Raw genomic sequence first — 17,129 nt, 5'->3', positions numbered from 1 at the left:
CTTGCTGGAATTAGCGAAGGAAACATGCACCAGCAGTAGGTGAAGCATCAACCAGATAATCCGATGAGATGCCGGTCTGTCTCACTCTCATGCAAAGGTAAGATCAACCATTTAATCCGCTTACCCTAAAGAAAGTAACGAAAAAATTAGTTCTATTCATGTAGCTTGGCCAAAAATGACAGTTAAATTCATTTTAATGATTTTGATAGAAAATACAGCAAGATGAAGAGCCCCTTCGAGAGGGGCTGGTTGATGGGAGCCTAGTTGGCTAGTTGGCGGGGTTATCTGTTTCCTCTTCAGTGATATCGTCATCGGTTGAAGGCACCGCTTGCTCAACTTCTGCTTCTTTACCCTTAGCTTGGGCTGATTTTCGTGCTCGAATTTCGATATCAATAATGCGTCGTGCAAGTTTGATAATGCGCTGTTGCCATGCGTAGTTGCCATCAACGCGTTGCTTGTTGCTAAGCACGCTAGACAACCAGAGAGTGTCCATTGAGATCATTAACGCATCGAGTTTGCGCACTAAGCCGACAAACTGGCCAACCTGAGGCGAGCTTATTTTGGCGTTGAAGGTAATCGGGTCGGTGTAGTCAGGTACTTCATCGATACCGTTGGACTCCATCAATTTGTCTAAACGAGCTTGTTCGTTGTCTACCGCCTTAGCGCAATCCTCGATCAACTGGCTAATGATCTGTTCCACTTCATCAATTTCGTTCTCATCGCCGATGATGCGCAGGATGACATCGATTCCGTAAAGCGCACTGACCGTCCGTCTAAAAACACGGTCAACGACACGTTGCGCCTGTAAGCTATTAATTGTGAATGATTGTTCAAAGATGGGTTTTGAGTAATTGGGTCTTGCTTGGGCCATAAGTTTGCTCCTGATATGACAATAATCAGTCCCTAGCCTAATCCTCTGTGCGGTAATGGCCTTTCAGCTAGGTGGAAGAATTGAGCATCTTTCTAACTATCCTGTCTGGATAAGACGGTTACACTGACTATCAAATATTGCTGATCTGTTTCAGTGATATCTGCGCCTGAGAGCATGAGCTCAAAGGAAGCCCGCCGCTGAGTTTTCTCAGTGGTACTAAGAGGTAGCTAGCCTCCTTAAACAAATAGCCTGCATGTTTTTACATGCGCAACCATGCGTTCCTTACGGTTCGCCTTTTCACCACCCAACTGGGGGAGTTTTCCCCAGTTGGGGTGACTCCTTCACAACCAAATTAAGGAGTCACCAATGGAATATATCTTCGGATTTATTATCCAAATCGCAGGCATTATGTTGCTTGCAAAACTGAGCTGGTCGCTTTTGCGATTACTTGCTCGTCAAACCGTGCGCCCGTTTCGATTTGTACTTACTCAAATCAAGCGATTGCTCACACCAACATCAAAACGTCGTCCAATGGCAGTGCCTAAAGCTCCTGGTATGCCCCGTTTGACATCTGCGTTTTACAAAGAGCCACATCAGTACGACATGGCTTTACTCGAAATACCAACCTATCTGCGTCGTCAGTCTTCTTTGCCCAGTCGGGTAGAAGCAACTGTGTGCACAGAGTTCAACTAAGACGAGGAGAACATCATGAAAAACCAAGTAACACTCATAGGCTACGTTGGCTCTGAGCCAGAGACGCGAGCCTATCCATCAGGTGATTTAGTGACCAGCATTTCACTGGCCACTTCTGAGAAATGGCGCGACCGTCAATCCAATGAGCTCAAAGAGCATACGGAATGGCATCGGGTCGTTTTTCGAGATCGTGGTGGATTTAAGTTAGGGCTAAGAGCAAAAGATTTGATCCAAAAAGGAGCGAAGCTTTTTGTTCAAGGGCCTCAGCGCACGCGCTCATGGGAGAAAGATGGCATTAAGCATCGATTGACCGAAGTGGACGCGGATGAGTTTCTGCTTCTTGATAGTGTGAACAAAGCATCTGAGCCATCACCGGCGGATGATGCGAGCTCCCAAGCTAATTGGGCACAAACTTATCCTGAACCAGATTTTTAACCGAGCGATAACGCTTTAACCCAGCCGGGAGTACTTTCCCGTCAGGGGCAGACTCCCACTTTGATTGTCGGAGTCCATAATGGAAAAACCAAAGCTAATCCAACGCTTTGCTGAGCGCTTTAGTGTCGATCCAAACAAGTTGTTCGATACCCTAAAAGCAACAGCATTCAAGCAACGTGACGGTAGTGCACCGACCAATGAGCAGATGATGGCGCTCTTGGTGGTTGCAGATCAGTACGGTTTGAACCCTTTCACCAAAGAGATTTTTGCGTTCCCTGATAAACAAGCTGGGATTATCCCAGTGGTAGGTGTCGATGGATGGTCTCGCATCATCAATCAACACGACCAGTTTGATGGCATGGAGTTCAAGACTTCAGAAAACAAAGTCTCACTGGATGGCGCGAAAGAATGCCCTGAATGGATGGAATGCATCATCTATCGGCGCGACCGTTCGCACCCAGTCAAAATCACTGAGTATCTGGATGAAGTCTATCGACCGCCTTTTGAAGGTAATGGCAAAAATGGCCCTTACCGTGTAGATGGTCCATGGCAGACGCACACTAAGCGAATGCTAAGACATAAATCCATGATCCAGTGTTCCCGCATTGCGTTTGGCTTTGTGGGAATTTTCGATCAAGACGAAGCGGAGCGAATTATCGAAGGCCAAGCAACACACGTTGTTGAGCCATCTGTGATTCCACCCGAGCAAGTTGATGATCGAACCCGAGGGCTTGTTTACAAGCTTATCGAGCGGGCGGAAGCTTCAAACGCTTGGAATAGTGCATTGGAATATGCCAATGAACATTTTCAAGGTGTTGAGCTGACGTTTGCGAAGCAAGAAATCTTTAATGCTCAGCAACAAGCAGCCAAAGCGCTCACACAGCCTTTAGCTTCTTAGCGCCACGCATTCATTTTACTAACCCTGGCGGGATTATTCTCCCGTCAGGGGGAAGGTCTCGTCTTTTTTTTGGAGATCTTCCATGACTAAATCAGCCTCACTTTTTCGCTTGGTATTGGTTGTTGCCCTTGTCTTAGGTTCGATTCAAGCCGGTAAAGCGGCAATTGATTCGGTTCAAGCAAGTGTTGTTCAGCACCAAACAGCGTTAGCACAAGCTGCAAAGTAACCACTTAACCCTGAAGGGGAGTTCTCTCCTTCAGGGGAGTCTCCCTTCAAAGGAGGCAATATGAAGGTTATCGACCTATCACAACGTACTCCTGCATGGCACCAGTGGCGCATTGCAGGGGTTACGGCATCTGAAGCCCCAATTATTATGGGGCGTTCACCCTACAAAACACCTTGGCGATTATGGGCAGAAAAAACCGGATTCGTATTACCGGAAGACCTGTCGAATAATCCAAATGTGCTTCGTGGTATAAGGTTGGAGCCTCAAGCAAGGCGAGCATTTGAGAATGCGCATAATGACTTTCTTCTGCCGTCATGTGCAGAAGCCGATCATAACGCAATCTTTCGAGCCAGCTTTGATGGCATCAACGATGCGGGCGAACCCGTTGAACTGAAATGTCCTTGCCAGTCAGTTTTTGAGGATGTGCAAGCTCACCGAGAACAAAGCGAGGCGTACCAGTTGTATTGGGTGCAAGTACAGCATCAAATACTGGTCGCCAATAGCACGCGAGGTTGGTTGGTTTTCTATTTTGAGGATCAACTGATTGAGTTTGAAATACAGCGAGACGCGGCGTTCTTAACTGAGTTGCAAGAAACAGCGCTTCAGTTTTGGGAGTTAGTACAGACCAAAAAAGAGCCGTCAAAATGCCCTGAGCAAGATTGTTTTGTTCCCAAGGGTGAAGCCCAATACCGTTGGACATCGCTGTCTCGACAGTATTGCTCAGCACATGCCGAAGTGGTCCGACTGGAAAATCACATTAAATCTTTGAAAGAGGAAATGCGAGACGCCCAGTCAAAATTGGTCGCCATGATGGGTAACTACGCTCATGCCGACTATGCTGGGGTCAAACTCAGCCGCTACATGATGGCGGGCACGGTGGACTATAAGCAATTGGCCACCGATAAGTTAGGCGAGCTGGATGAACAGGTTTTAGCCGCTTACCGAAAAGCGCCACAAGAGCGGTTGCGCATTAGCACCAATAAGCCAGAGCAGCCCGTTGAAACACCAATCAAAATCAGTCTTGAGCAAGATAACTTGGTTCTGCCAGGTGACTCGCCGAGCTCATTTTACTTTTAACGTTCACTTGGAGCCGATTTCGGCTCCTTTCTCATGCGCTTACATCGAGTGCATCAGAAAGCAGTTTCACTCGTAGCCAATGCTGGGTACGAATGATAGAGCGAGCTGAACTCTTACATACACAGCCATACCACAATCAACACACCACCCGACGGGGACTTCATTCCCTGTTGGGGCATGGGGCCTCGTTAAAACTAATGAGGTTTACCATGACAGAACAATCCCCATTTTTGGTTCAAGTGAATCAAGCGTTTAATGTCCCGGCTCCTGATGCTTTCGTTCTGGAAGGATTTAGTGCCGACACTACCCATCCAAACATTCCCGTTCGCAAGGACGAGTATGTTTTTAGAAAAGAAGACTTACGTGACGTATTGGCGTTCTTGTCTCACCCAGACGGTGACGGTTTGTATATTACAGGCCCCACTGGATGCGGTAAGACCTCGCTAATTTGCCAAGTTGCTTCTCGATTGAATTGGCCTGTTCAGCAAATTACTGCGCACGGTCGATTGGAGTTGTCCGATCTTATCGGTCACCACACACTGGTTAATGGCAACATGACCTTTGTGTATGGGCCGCTGGCACTGGCTGTCAAGCATGGCCATTTGCTGATCATTAATGAAATGGATCTTGCTGAGCCTGCTGAACTGGCTGGGCTCAATGACATTTTGGAAGGTGCCCCGTTGGTCATCGCACAAAATGGCGGTGAGATCATCATGCCACATACCAAGTTTCGTTTTATCGCTACCGGCAACAGTGCGGGCAGCGGTGACCAAACGGGCTTGTATCAAGGTGTGCTCCAACAGAATTTGGCTTTTCTTGATCGCTTTAGAATCATCGAAGCGACCTATGCAGAGCCTTCTGTAGAGGAAGCCATTCTGGAGAACGTTGCGCCGGGCTTGCCAGAAGTCTTTCGCCAAAAAATGGTGAAAGTGGCTGGTGACATTCGTCGTCTCTTTATTGGGGGCGCGGATGGTGGTGCTGAGCTTAGTATCACTATGTCCACTCGGACCTTGGTGCGCTGGGCAAAGTTAACACTTGCTTTTAAAGGCGCTCCTAACGCAGTGGAGTATGCACTGGTTCGGTCTTTGACGGCTCGTGCTGAGTTGGAGCAACGAGAAGCCATTCACCGTATTGCCGCTGATGTCTTCGGTGACCATTGGGAGGATTGATGATGGATAAGTGCTTTGCTCTTTACCGTTACCGTCATTCTGATGGGACAGCCAAAGAATGGGCCATTTACGTTGGATCGGATACCCAGGAGATTGAAGTTCGGTTTGGAAAAGCCGGTCAATTGTCGCAGCAGCGATTGATTGATTCGACTGATCCTAACGCTGAAGCAGACCGACGAATCAATGAGAAAATCAACAAGGGTTATCGATTGGTTGGACAAGTCGGCATTGATCATCAAGGGCGGCCATTTGAACTCTCAAATGCGCTAGATAGTGTCGCGTGCGTCAATAACGTCAGTTGGGAGTTTCGTACTCGCAAGGACGTCAATGGCCAAATATCGCTGGCGAAAAAAGCGTTGTTCGATATGGCAAAGCTGCTTGAAGCCTATGGCTTGGCTGTTATTGATGATAACCAGGTCAGGATTGGAGAATGGTCATTAGGGTTTTGCAAAAGCGGATTACCTAGTACCAATCAAATCAGCATGGTGTCAGGTGAAGGCGCTGGCATTGTTAACACTGATGATGGCCCGTGGCCATTGTTGCTGTTACTGGCTTTTAAGCGTCAATTACCACCACTGTGTTCACTCACAGTAGCGAGTCCTGAAGGGATAGAAGTATCCGACCAACTGAAGTTGGAAAAAGATGTATTGCGGTTGCTAGGCAGTGATTTAGAGCGGGTTCGCCCGATAGCTGAAGCACTGGACTTAATGCCTGTGAAAATCGATCTCAACCGATCGTCGCCTGATTCGCAAAATTACTATTTCTGATAGTGGTATTGCCATTAGCGCGTCAACTACTACCACCCAAACGGGGGCCATTGCTCCTGCTGGGAGTGGTGCGTCCCCATCTCGCATGAGGATGCACTATGAGTATTCAAACCCTCGACAAACTTTTGATTTGTCACATCGACTGTTCCATCTGGAGCGGTAGAAAAAAACTAAGGCCTGAAGATTTCAGATTAGCCAATGGCAGCCAACTTCCACCGAAGGATGTTGCCAGCTTAGGGAGTAAAAAAATTTGCGACCCAGAGGCATTGGCGAACTTTGAAAGGCTTAAGAAAGAAGCGCAGCGCTTGTGTGAGCAAGTCGGTGTGCGGTTTTTAGGTGGCTATGCCGTCCCTGAAGACCGAATTGATCAGATTGTTCCAGAGCTTGACCGGATCGGTCAGGAGTTTGCGCAGTGCAAGCAGTTGTTCTTGGACAACTATGATCAGGTGACGTTTGACTGGGTTGCAAAACACCCGGAATTTGCAGATGCAATCCGGCGTGCATTATCACCCATCGAAGACGTGGAACAACGGCTTCAGTTCGATTATGCCATCTATCGAATGCAACCAGCTGAACAAGCTGGTGGCTTAGATGACAAGGTCAATGGTATGGGACACACCCTCTTTAGGGAAGTGGCTCGTGATGCCAATGAACTGTTTGAGCGTTCTGTTGCAGGTAAGAATCAAATCAGTCAGCGAGCCCTTAACCCTCTCAAACGGTTAAGAGACAAGTTGGATGGTTTGTCATTCCTGGATCATCGAGTTCAGCCGATGGTCGAAGCGATGGACAATTTATTTGTTCGTCTGCCGAAGACCGGCCCTGTGACAGACAATCTCTATCACGAACTGATGGCGACCATTTTAATTTTGTCTGATCCAGACAAGATGAGAATGCACGGTGAAGGTCAATTGGATATCAGACAACTGATGCCCAAACCTGAACCTAAACCCGCACAGCCAGTATCTGCTCAGGCAGATAACTTACGTGCAATACCACAACCAACCGTCAGACCAAACCTTGGTTCGACTGTACCAAACTCATTTTATTTCTAACGTCCTTGAGGGCATGTTGCCCTTAAGGGCGCATGTCCTCTGAACTATGTAAGAGGAAATTATGCAATCAACCATCCATAACCCCAGCCAACTGAACCAGTTTGAAGCACATTTTCGTGGTGTGACTGATGCGGTTGAAAGTGAATCGATACCAGAAGTGGCGTGTTGTCGAACGTTAGTACAACGGTCGTACTCAACACATAGTGTCGTGATCCCCAAGAACCCTGTTTTGATCGCAGATGCGGACGCACAAGGAGCTTGGGTAACGGCCATGGTATTTGTTCCAAACATGGCATTGCAGCAAACCGCTTTTGAGCGGGCCTGGCTGCAATATCAACACGAGGTGTCTACTCAGTTACAAGACCAGTACGGTCTGACATTGGATGACATCCTGAGTTTAGACCAGCTTAAAACGTCATTTGAGCAGCACGAGAGTCCAGCTCAATTGGTGGCTTGGTTAGGTCAAAAATACGATCTGGATAAGCTAAAAGCACAGGTTTAAACACTCACATTCCCAGCGGGGAAACGCTCCCGCTGAGGGAGTATTCCCCCTAATGATTAGGAGACTCCCATGAATCATCCATTAAAAAACGCACTGCCAATCGTTGCCGCCGCTTATGGCGAAAAGTTTGGTGTGAAGGTGCTTATTCAAGGACAAGATGCGTTTACCGATGGTGAGCGGATTGTGATCCCAACAGCAAACCCAGACGACCCACACTATCAACAGATAGCTTGGGGTTATCTGGCTCATGAAGCGGCGCATATTCGGCATACCAATTTTGACATGGTGCAGAAGGCGTCGTCCAAGCCGATCCGTAAGGCACTTCTCAATATCATTGAGGACGTTCGCATTGAAAACGAATTGGCAAAGGATTACCCCGGAACCCGGCGCAGTATTTCGCAAGTGATTGAGTACATGGTGGACACACAGCAAATGAGTGTACCTGAACAGCTTGAGCCTGCATCTAACTTGCAAGCATGGTTGTTGTTCCGCTTGAGATGCCATTTTCTGGGTCAGAAAGCGCTGACACCTCTGTATCAAGCGGTTGATGAAAGAGTGAGACAACTCTTTCCTGCCGCAGCGATGAGCCGGTTAAGCGCCATGCTTACAGCAGTGCCTAGCCTGGCATCTACAGGTGAAGTGCTGAAACTTGTCGATGCCATCGTTGCCATGTTGGAAGAAGAATCTCGTCCACCACAGGATGAGTCGGATGCTGATAGCGGTAATGACATTGGACAAGATGCGAGTAATGACAGCAATAACAGTAGTGACAGTCAAATCCCTGAAACAGACTCGTCTGCAACGGCGGATGTTGCTGAAACGGGGGATTCAGATAACTCTGATCAAGCTGACAATTTGCGACAAGCCTTAGAGGCCAGTGCCGCTCAGTTTGAACCCGATACCTTTGCCCAAGTGGCAGAAGTGTTGTCGGAACAAGCTGAAGGACATCAGGGCGTCACACCTCTCAGTTTGCCCCAAGCAGAGCAAGCTATGTTGGGTGATGAGGCCATCTTGACCTTATCGGCGTCGGAGTCTGCTCAAATTCGAGCCCGACTTAGGGGCATGGTTCAGTCCAGTCAGGACAATCGGAATCATGCCAAAAGGCACGGTCTTCGAGTGGCAACCCATCGTCTTGCCGCTTCACAAGCCGGTGAGTCGAGATTGTTTATTCAAAGGCAACCTCGCATTGCCCCCAATGCCGCTGTGCACTTGCTTGTCGATATATCGGGTTCAATGGGTAAACCCATTGGCGAAGGTAATCGAAAGTACTTTCATGTTGCCAATGAAGCTGCTTTGGCTTTGGCCATGGCACTGGAAGGCATACCGGGTGTTGTACCTGCGGTCAGTTATTTTCCTGGTATTCATCAGGAAGTTTCTATCGCGTTATTGCCCAAGCAATCGGTTCGACATCGGGCCGCCTGTTTTGACCAAAAACCACGAGGTTGTACGCCTATGGCACAAGCGATGTGGTTTGCGGCAAACAGTTTGTTAGCGCAAAAACAGAAGCGAAAGCTAATGATAGTGCTAACGGATGGTGACCCAGATGATTGGGCTGCCACGCATGACATTGTTGACCGGTGCAGACGCAGTGGCTTTGAGCTGCTGGGGATAGGGATTCAAACACGCAGTGTTGAGAAATTCTTTCCTCAAAGCATTATGATTAATGACGTCAAAGATCTAAAGCGTGAGTTATTCGAAGTAACACAACAACTGTTAATTCAGTAACCACATCAATTTTACCACCCTGCGGGGACGATTCCGTCCCCTTCAGGGCATGGGTTCGTCTCCGCTTTTTTTTGGAGACTCCTATGAAAAACAAAAAGTTCTTAGCTGGCGAAGAAGCCGGTACTTACATCGTTCCTGAGCAAGTGACTGAAGCGGATATCTTAGATATGGCGCTCAAGCTTGCCCGTGGTCGATTGAGTAAAGGTCGAAAAATTGAACAGCCATCGTCGGCGTTCTCATACCTGCAAACACTGATGCACGAGTATGAGCACGAAGTCTTTGGCGTACTGTTTCTTGATACAAAGCATCGCGTTATTCGATTTGAAGAGCTGTTCAAAGGCACTTTAGATGCAGCGAGCGTTTATCCAAGGGAAGTAACAAAACGAGCGCTAGAACTTAATGCGGCAGCAGTGATACTGGTTCATAACCATCCATCGGGTGATCCTGAGCCAAGTGAAGCTGATAAACGCATCACTCATCGACTCCGTGACGCCTTGTCACTTGTTGATATTCGAACGCTTGACCATGTCGTGGTCGCATCCGAGGGCTGCGTTTCGCTTGCCGAACGCGGTTATCTGTAATGAATGGGCGTATTGCCCATTCTCCTACATCACAAAAGCAGTCCCATCAGCACACATCATCACAGCTCGAATTTCTATTTGAGTTTGATGATGCCCCAGTCACTTGGTCTGACACGGAAATCTGGCAGTTACGCGAAGGCATTCTTTTGGATGCGATCCGTGTATTGCTGGACGGTCGTGTCAGTACTCGGTTGCGCAAGGATGTGTTGTCGTGGATTCAAAATGACGAAATAGCGCCATTTTGCTTTCGTGTTTGCGCAATGGCTGCCGTTGTCGATCCTGATGTGCTTCGTGAGTCCATCATGTGGCTATTAAGACGACATGGTATCCAGCTTGACTAACGCTCCTGTATTAACCGAACGGCTAATGCTGGACCTAAGCTGACTTTTACCACCTGGGGTAGGAGTCGGCATTTTATTTAAGGAGGTTATATGGCGTTACCTTTACAAATTGACACAGTAAGGCCATATCTCAATGGCCAATGGCTTCAAGTCTTGGCGGCATTGGTGCCAGAACTTGATGCCGCTATTGCTCGAAAAGGGCGTCATGTGGCTTGTCCTGTTCATGGCGGTCGTGATGGCTTTAGGCTGTTCAAAGATGCTGAATATACCGGTGGCGGCGTTTGTAATACCTGCGGTATCTTTCATGATGGTTTTGAACTGTTGTCTTGGATCAATGGATGGAACTTTGCTCAGTCTATTGAAGCAATCGGCCAGGTTCTTGGTATTCAACCCGGACAAGTACCAACTCGGGCAATACCGAGTAACGCTGTTGACTGGAAGACTAAAAAGCAGGTAGAGGACAAAGCGATTATCCAACGTTTGAATCAAACGTGGGGAGAAACGTTATCTCTTGCAGATACTCGTGCGCAACCTGTTTGGAACTACTTGCATCGTCGTGGCATTGTGACGCGGCTTCGTCCTGAATGGGATTCGGTGCTGAGGTTTCATCCAAACTTGCCTTACCATGATGAAGATGGCCTGTTTATCGATAGCTACCCAGCGCTGCTAGGTAAAATCGTTACTCAGCAAGGGCGTTCGGCCACGTTTCATCGGATCTACCTAAGTGAAGATGGATTCAAAGCGCCGGTTGAAAAGCCAAAAAAGATGATGCCCATACCAAGTGACAGAACAATCACTGGTGGTGCCATTCCGATAGGTGAGCCTGGTGAGGTACTAGGTGTTTCTGAAGGTATAGAAACGGCCCTAGCGGTAACCAGAGCAACGGGGCAAACATGTTGGTCGGTTGTGAATGCAACACTACTGGCTAGGTTTGAACCACCAAGTAATGTGAAAATGCTGTACATCTGGGCAGATCACGATCTCTCTGAGACCGGCCTGAATGCAGCGAATGAACTCAAGAAAAAAGCCTGGCAAAAAGGCATTCTGACACAAGTGTTGATCCCTCCGATACCAACGTCACTTGGCGTGAAAAGTTGGGATTGGAATGATGTGTTGAATGTTTACGGTGCCATGGGCTTTCCTAAAGTTCATATCTGATCCAAGGGGCTTCGGCCCCTTTTTTTTGCGCCTTGCATAATTGAAAAAACATGGAGAATGAAAAATAGATAACTAATAGGAGAAACAAACATGATGGTTTTAACCCTGTTAACAAAGCAGATTGATGGTGAGTTTACGGTTTACTGGAAGACCGGCCTTCGAAGAGGTGGTGAGCTAAAGGTCGATTTAGGTGAGCAATACGACAAGCTACCTGAGCAGCAAAAGCCAATTGCAGCTGAGCTTTATGCTATTCATCACCTACTGTCAGTGAAAGAGGTGATGGGGAGTAACCGAAGCGGTAATGGGCTTCAAATCCGGGTCAGTAAAGGAGCTATCAAAAAGTTACAGAAACAACGCTCAACTCAGCATTCACTTTACAGCCTGACTAGGTTTTTGCGTAACTATTCAGCCCCGAGCTATTTTCGTGACTTAATTCACTCGATCCCACATCTATCTTGACCGATCCAGAGATCGTGAAATCCTTGGAGGCATGAACAAGAAAACATTACCTCCAGCACCTGATTTCGACTCCCCAGAGGAAGCCAAAGAGATCATCCAATTCTTATGGCATAAGCTGGCTGAGCTTGAAGATCGGTTAAACCAAAACAGTCGCAACTCGTCTGTGCCGCCTTCGAAGCAGGCTTTGCATCATCAATCGAAAAATACTTCTCCTACTCGGAAAAAATCAACAAAAAAGGTCGGAGCTCAACCCGGACATAAAGGCCATCGACGCCTTCCTCATCCATCCGATGGGAATGTCTTGGTTGAGCAATATCTGCCGCCTTCAAAATGTCAGTGTGGTGGACGCGTTATTACGAACTGTGCACCTTATAAGAAGCACCAAATCTTCGACTTACCCGATGTTCATTACACAGTTCAGGAACATCAAGCTTATCAAGGCCAATGTACTTGCTGTGGAGAGAAGCATAAAGCGTATATTCCTGTGCACGTCCCTAACACTCAGCTCGGCGAAAACCTTCATAGCTTCATTGCCATCCAAGCAACCCAACATCACCAAAGCGTTGGTAAAATTCAAATGATGCTCAATGATGTGTTTGGCCTCTATTTTTCAACCGGAGCCATTTCTGAAGCTCAGGGGCGAGTCACAGTGGGACTGGAGACGACGCATGAAGCCATACACCATAAAATAAAGGCTTCCGAGTTGCTTATGGCAGATGAAACCTCACATCAACGCAATGGTTGCAAAAGCTGGATGTGGGCGGTGCTTTCCAACGATGTGGCCTTTTTCCAGATCAATAGCCACCGTAATCAGCATGCCGCGAAGCGTTTACTAGGCGAAGCCGTTAAGAAATTACTGATCACCGATCAATACTCTGCTTATCGCTACATCGATGACTCCAAGCGCCAGCTCTGCTGGGCACACGTTCTAAGAAATGTTATAGCGATAGCCGAAAGCGTGCATCCTGAAAATCAGAAAATTGGAGAAAAATTAGCGTTAATTGCACACAGTATCTTTAGAGCGCACCACCGATTTATTGAAAATAAATTAAATCGGGATATCTATCTGAGGCGGCTTAAACGTTTGCGAAGAAGCTGGTTGGCATTACTCAAGCAAGGCAGTTACCAATGCACAAAAAGATATCGAGGGCGGTGCAAATATCTCCTTGATGATGATGCCATGCTCTGGCGGTTTATGGACGAGCCTGACTGCCCGCTAACCAATAATGCAGCCGAGCGGATCTTGCGAGGGTATGTGTTGATGCGGAAGTGTTGTTACGTGACTCGCTCGTATCGAGGAGATTTATTCAGAGAGCGTATGTTCTCTCTTCTTGAAACAGCAAAGTTGCAAGGCATTAATGCATACCAATGGTTGAGAGACATCGTCAAAAGCCACCTAGCCGGTGCAGAGTACGTGCTACCTGATTTCCTCTCTATCGAAGCAGCACCTTAGCTTCTGGCTGAATAGTTACGTTTTTGCTTACTCGATACCAGGAAGCACAGATCTCGGTAGAGAAGCGGGACGATTGGCTCTCACATTCCTTCGAAGAATACAGCGTCGATAATGCTACAGTGAGAGAAATCGATGAGGTCATCAACGTTCCGAACATTGGACCTGTCGTGGTGACTCGTCATGCACTGGAACGGTTTGTGGAACGGCTTTCAGACGGTGCTCCTAAGCATCCTTGGAAGGCTTTGTGCACAAAGCTGCTATGCTCTGGGCTAACTAAAGCCCAGTTACCAGAAAGCGTCGCTATCCAAAAAACAAAAAAATATGCACAAGAGGCCGAGTTCTGGCAGCATGTTGGTAGCAAAATGAACTTTGTTATGGTTCCGGGTGACTCAATTAAAACGTTGGTTACGGTTTTTGCAGTAAATTGAGTTAATGTAGTATTCAAAATTTCTGAATATTACTTACGTGCCGATAGCAGAACTTCAGTAACTAATCATACTAACTAGTTGAATCTAAATTGCTTGACGTTATTACTTAGAAAGGCTCTTCTTCTTCAAGAGCATATGTTCCTTCTGCTTATCGGGCATAAAGAGTACACGATTGTCCTTTAATGACTCGGGATACTTGTTTAAACCTGTCGAAATGATAACTTGAAAGTCAGCTCCATAATTTTTCAATTCTTCCAACTGACGAATACAGTTAATCAGATACTCTAATTCGATTCCGGCAGTTTCAGGTGTGTCAATAAGTAAAAAGCGCGGGAATGTCACTGATTCATCAGACAAAGCTAAATGCATGAGAGTGATAAAGTACATCATTCGAATTGAAACAAGTGAACTTGTTTCTCGATAGAGACCATCATTAATTGAAGGCAAATAGTTATCAAGCGCAATCTTTGCCGATCTGCAATCAGGCAAAGTATTTTTCATCAGCTCATCATACTTTTTACTAAACGCATTTACCTTCGAAGTTACATCCTGTTGAGCTTTAATCTCAAGCCCTTTCCTCTTTAACTCAGCGTCTTTTGCTTTAGAGCTAACCAGATCAAAATCTTTTTGGATACGTTCCAGCTTTGATTCAATCTCCAACAATCGATTCAAATTCGCAACATCTTCTCTAAGCTGCAATATTTTATCGTCAATATCATTTAGGCTTTCAATGTCAACAATTTCATCGACCCGCCCAAGCATTTCTTGTAGCTTTTCACGGAAAGTCACCGACTTTTTCTCTATCAACTCAATTTCTTTTTTAATCTCTTGAACTTCAGAGTCACAATCATCATATGCGGTTTTAATTGTTGACAGTGCCTTAAGTTTCGTTTTCAGAATATCTTTATACTCTTTTGATGTGTAGAAAAACCTCTCATATTGTTCTTCTTCTATCGAAGCGCCACAAACACAATGCCCTTCCACACGATCCACGTGACTTAAGCAGTATGGACAAGTATCAGATGTAAAAAGGTTTAGATGATCGTGTGAAAAAATAACTTTTTCAATGCGTCTAATTTCTGAAGCAGATTCATTTCTAACTACGTTTAATTTGTACCGTTCATCAAGAGCTGAAACCAGATTTTCTTTTAATCGGCTTAATCTAAGTTCACAATCAATTAATTCTGATTTGCACGACTCAATATCTTGATTAATTGTATTTGATCCAGTTCGATTTCGCTTGAATGCCTGTCTGGCATCATGCAACTTGTCAATTTGCTGCTCTTTATCAGAGATTTCTTTCTGTAAAAAACTGACATTTTTAGCCCCGCCATTTTTTCGCATTTTGTCGGCTAAAAGCGTGTACTCATTCACAACCGCTTTAGCCAAGCTTTTCTCTCTCGACAGCTTCTTTTCCTCGACAATAGAGTCGTAGTAATCAGAATAGGCTTTACCAACTAAGAGTTCAAAAATAGCTTTTCGAACCAACTCAGAATCAGAAACATACGTTGAATTAGTATCTGGCTTTTTATAAATACCCTCTGGGTTCGGCTGTTGATCGTGATAAATCAGCCGCATCAAGTCTGATATATTAATTTTAAATGTATTATATCCATGAAAAAGCTCGACCACAGATATTTCCAATTTCTCGAGAATCCAGTCAGAAAAAACGTATGAATCTTTGCTTCTGTTTACGGGATATATTTCAGTCTTATCTTCCGAAAGAGAAAATCTTACCTTCTCTTTAATTAAAGTATTTTTATCTTCTGAATATATCTTCTCAACCACCCGCTCATAGGGGATTACTGTTACTTCATTATCTCCAAAGTAGCGCCTTAGTAAATAACTGCCATCATTGATTGAGATATAAAGATCAACATAGTTATCACTATCAGAAGTTATTTCATCGTGGCGCTTATCATTATTTCTTCGAAATATTGGAACCTCTCCACCCAATGCAAAATAAATCAAATTACAGAAGGTGCTTTTCCCTGTTCCATTATCGCCCTCAATTAGGATGATATTTTCGTCGAACTCTTTAGACTCGAAAAAATACTTGCTTCCTTCATAAATAAGCTTATTAACTCGCATCAGACCCATGTTCGAACTCCATTTTCAACATAAATTTTACCTAACATGGTATCCAGAGTTAGCGATGCCAACCGTCCCACTTTCTTTGATATATTTATTATATTCTTAGATTCCGACTCGAAAACATTGCTGTTCAAAAAGTCATTGGGAAGGTTATCCTTAGTCAAAGTAACATCAATTTCTTGTGCTTTACCTCGATTCAAAGTCACATAGCCTCTCTTCTCAAGAACAAACAACAACTTAAGAATTTCACTTCTTCTAGTTAATCCATTCGAATAGCTGTCAAGTAAACACTCATAATCTTTCGGGTTCAGTTTTTCTCCTGAAGAATGAGAAACCACATAGACTGTTTTATCATTACTGATAATGTCAGTTAAAAAAGCCAACTTCCTGTAGTCTCTAAAAAATTTCCCATCACGACAACCTAAAGAATCCAAAATAACAAGAACGGAATAGCAATAAAGATAGAAATCTTCACCGCTTAAGTACATTAGCCTTTTCTTTGTACTTACATCACTCATCACTACACTCATCAAAAGCTAAAAAACACCCATCAAATAAATTCCAAATAATTCCTTCTATTGTTTTATCATTAGAAATCGTATATTTGTAATCGGTCTTTAACTTAGAAATATCTTCTACTGCTTTTGATAAGAGCGTTTGAAGAACAGCATCCAAGTCGTTGCCGCTTTCAGGGGCTACATATCCATCATCTGAAAAATATTCTTCACAAGCTTCAAAAACACGATACTTCAAAGACAAAAAAGACTTGTCTGCTTCACGCTCTTCATACTTAGAGCCACTTGCTTTTCTAGCTAACAGTCTAATTCGACGATCTGAAATATCCTCAATTACTGAAAGTACTTTTTCCTTCAGATTTCGCTTGTCGGTCACATCCTTTTCAAGCTCGGCGATATAGCGCCAAGTAGGGTCTATACTCTCGTCTGGAATTTGAGACTCTGCTTCTTTAAAAATCAGTTTTACATCTGAACTATGAACCAACTTATCGACTAAGTTTTTACTATTTTGCTTTTCACTCAGCTTATCCATTAACAAACAAAATATTATTTTTTCTTTGCCTATATGCGCATTGTTGTGAAGTGGTGAATTTTCAATATCCGTTAAAACTGTCTGCTTGAGTGCATCCTCATCTTCCTGACCGAAATGCCATAAAATTTTCCTCAAAAACTCTTTAAACATATC

At 45.3% G+C, this 17,129-nt stretch carries 18 protein-coding genes and 2 pseudogenes; 16 read left to right on the top strand and 4 right to left on the bottom strand.

Annotated features, from left to right (window positions below):
• Positions 1-268: 268 nt before the first annotated feature.
• Positions 269-871 (bottom strand): hypothetical protein, encoded by a 603-nt coding sequence (locus K5Q92_RS21885; protein WP_048608523.1) that lies wholly within the window; start codon positions 869-871, stop codon positions 269-271.
• 366 nt (positions 872-1,237) lie between these two features.
• Between K5Q92_RS21885 and K5Q92_RS21880 the strand changes: the two genes are divergently transcribed.
• From K5Q92_RS21880 to K5Q92_RS21805, 16 genes and pseudogenes are all read left to right on the top strand, one after another.
• Entirely contained in the window at positions 1,238-1,564 is a 327-nt protein-coding gene (locus K5Q92_RS21880; protein WP_048608521.1) for a hypothetical protein, read from the top strand.
• 15 nt (positions 1,565-1,579) lie between these two features.
• Positions 1,580-1,999 carry a single-stranded DNA-binding protein gene (locus K5Q92_RS21875; protein WP_012368368.1) on the top strand — a complete coding sequence of 140 codons (420 nt, stop codon included), beginning with the start codon at positions 1,580-1,582 and terminating at the stop codon, positions 1,997-1,999.
• A gap of 79 nt (positions 2,000-2,078) precedes the next feature.
• The gene (gene bet, locus K5Q92_RS21870) at positions 2,079-2,897 is read left to right on the top strand and encodes a phage recombination protein Bet (protein ID WP_000414662.1); all 819 of its coding nucleotides are present in this window, start codon (positions 2,079-2,081) and stop codon (positions 2,895-2,897) included.
• 82 nt (positions 2,898-2,979) lie between these two features.
• On the top strand, positions 2,980-3,123 hold the full coding sequence (locus K5Q92_RS21865; protein WP_015066581.1) for a hypothetical protein: 144 nt from the start codon (positions 2,980-2,982) through the stop codon (positions 3,121-3,123).
• A gap of 60 nt (positions 3,124-3,183) precedes the next feature.
• Positions 3,184-4,200 (top strand): YqaJ viral recombinase family protein, encoded by a 1,017-nt coding sequence (locus K5Q92_RS21860; RefSeq protein WP_024015926.1) that lies wholly within the window; start codon positions 3,184-3,186, stop codon positions 4,198-4,200.
• Between the two features lie 209 nt (positions 4,201-4,409).
• Positions 4,410-5,369: an AAA family ATPase gene (locus K5Q92_RS21855; RefSeq protein WP_024015927.1), complete on the top strand. Its 960-nt coding sequence runs from the start codon at positions 4,410-4,412 to the stop codon at positions 5,367-5,369.
• Positions 5,369-6,136, top strand: coding sequence for a hypothetical protein (locus K5Q92_RS21850; protein ID WP_024015928.1), 768 nt, complete (start codon positions 5,369-5,371; stop codon positions 6,134-6,136). The genes K5Q92_RS21855 and K5Q92_RS21850 overlap by 1 nt, the downstream gene beginning before the upstream one ends.
• A 98-nt stretch (positions 6,137-6,234) precedes the next feature.
• Positions 6,235-7,188 (top strand): DUF3150 domain-containing protein, encoded by a 954-nt coding sequence (locus tag K5Q92_RS21845; protein ID WP_000027441.1) that lies wholly within the window; start codon positions 6,235-6,237, stop codon positions 7,186-7,188.
• A 61-nt stretch (positions 7,189-7,249) separates the two neighbouring features.
• Entirely contained in the window at positions 7,250-7,690 is a 441-nt protein-coding gene (locus K5Q92_RS21840; protein ID WP_024015929.1) for a hypothetical protein, read from the top strand.
• A 69-nt stretch (positions 7,691-7,759) separates the two neighbouring features.
• Positions 7,760-9,415 carry a VWA domain-containing protein gene (locus K5Q92_RS21835; protein ID WP_001016322.1) on the top strand — a complete coding sequence of 552 codons (1,656 nt, stop codon included), beginning with the start codon at positions 7,760-7,762 and terminating at the stop codon, positions 9,413-9,415.
• 83 nt (positions 9,416-9,498) lie between these two features.
• A complete protein-coding gene (radC, locus tag K5Q92_RS21830) occupies positions 9,499-9,996 on the top strand; it encodes a DNA repair protein RadC (RefSeq protein WP_000791199.1) in 498 nt (165 codons plus the stop codon).
• Positions 9,996-10,337 (top strand): hypothetical protein, encoded by a 342-nt coding sequence (locus tag K5Q92_RS21825; RefSeq protein WP_001014428.1) that lies wholly within the window; start codon positions 9,996-9,998, stop codon positions 10,335-10,337. The genes radC and K5Q92_RS21825 overlap by 1 nt, the downstream gene beginning before the upstream one ends.
• Before the next feature lie 90 nt (positions 10,338-10,427).
• Positions 10,428-11,495, top strand: coding sequence for a primase-helicase zinc-binding domain-containing protein (locus K5Q92_RS21820; protein WP_024015930.1), 1,068 nt, complete (start codon positions 10,428-10,430; stop codon positions 11,493-11,495).
• Between the two features lie 90 nt (positions 11,496-11,585).
• A pseudogene (locus K5Q92_RS21815) lies at positions 11,586-11,891 on the top strand (hypothetical protein); the annotation flags it as partial.
• 94 nt (positions 11,892-11,985) lie between these two features.
• A complete protein-coding gene (locus K5Q92_RS21810; protein ID WP_220770970.1) occupies positions 11,986-13,407 on the top strand; it encodes an IS66 family transposase in 1,422 nt (473 codons plus the stop codon).
• 11 nt (positions 13,408-13,418) lie between these two features.
• Positions 13,419-13,835, top strand: a pseudogene (locus K5Q92_RS21805) (hypothetical protein); the annotation flags it as partial.
• A gap of 102 nt (positions 13,836-13,937) precedes the next feature.
• Here K5Q92_RS21805 and K5Q92_RS21800 read toward each other — a convergent pair.
• From K5Q92_RS21800 to K5Q92_RS21790, 3 genes are all read right to left on the bottom strand, one after another.
• Entirely contained in the window at positions 13,938-15,935 is a 1,998-nt protein-coding gene (locus tag K5Q92_RS21800) for a hypothetical protein (RefSeq protein WP_024015932.1), read from the bottom strand.
• A complete protein-coding gene (locus K5Q92_RS21795; RefSeq protein ID WP_024015933.1) occupies positions 15,926-16,447 on the bottom strand; it encodes a hypothetical protein in 522 nt (173 codons plus the stop codon). The genes K5Q92_RS21800 and K5Q92_RS21795 overlap by 10 nt, the downstream gene beginning before the upstream one ends.
• Positions 16,440-17,129 (bottom strand): hypothetical protein (locus tag K5Q92_RS21790; protein WP_220770969.1); only part of this gene is annotated, 690 nt, incomplete at its 5' end. The genes K5Q92_RS21795 and K5Q92_RS21790, both read right to left, overlap by 8 nt.

This window comes from Shewanella sp. MBTL60-007, assembly GCF_019654915.1.
Taxonomy (GTDB): domain Bacteria; phylum Pseudomonadota; class Gammaproteobacteria; order Enterobacterales; family Shewanellaceae; genus Shewanella.
The sequence above is the reverse complement of the archived record's forward strand: the minus strand, read 5'-3'. Positions and strand labels throughout refer to the sequence as shown.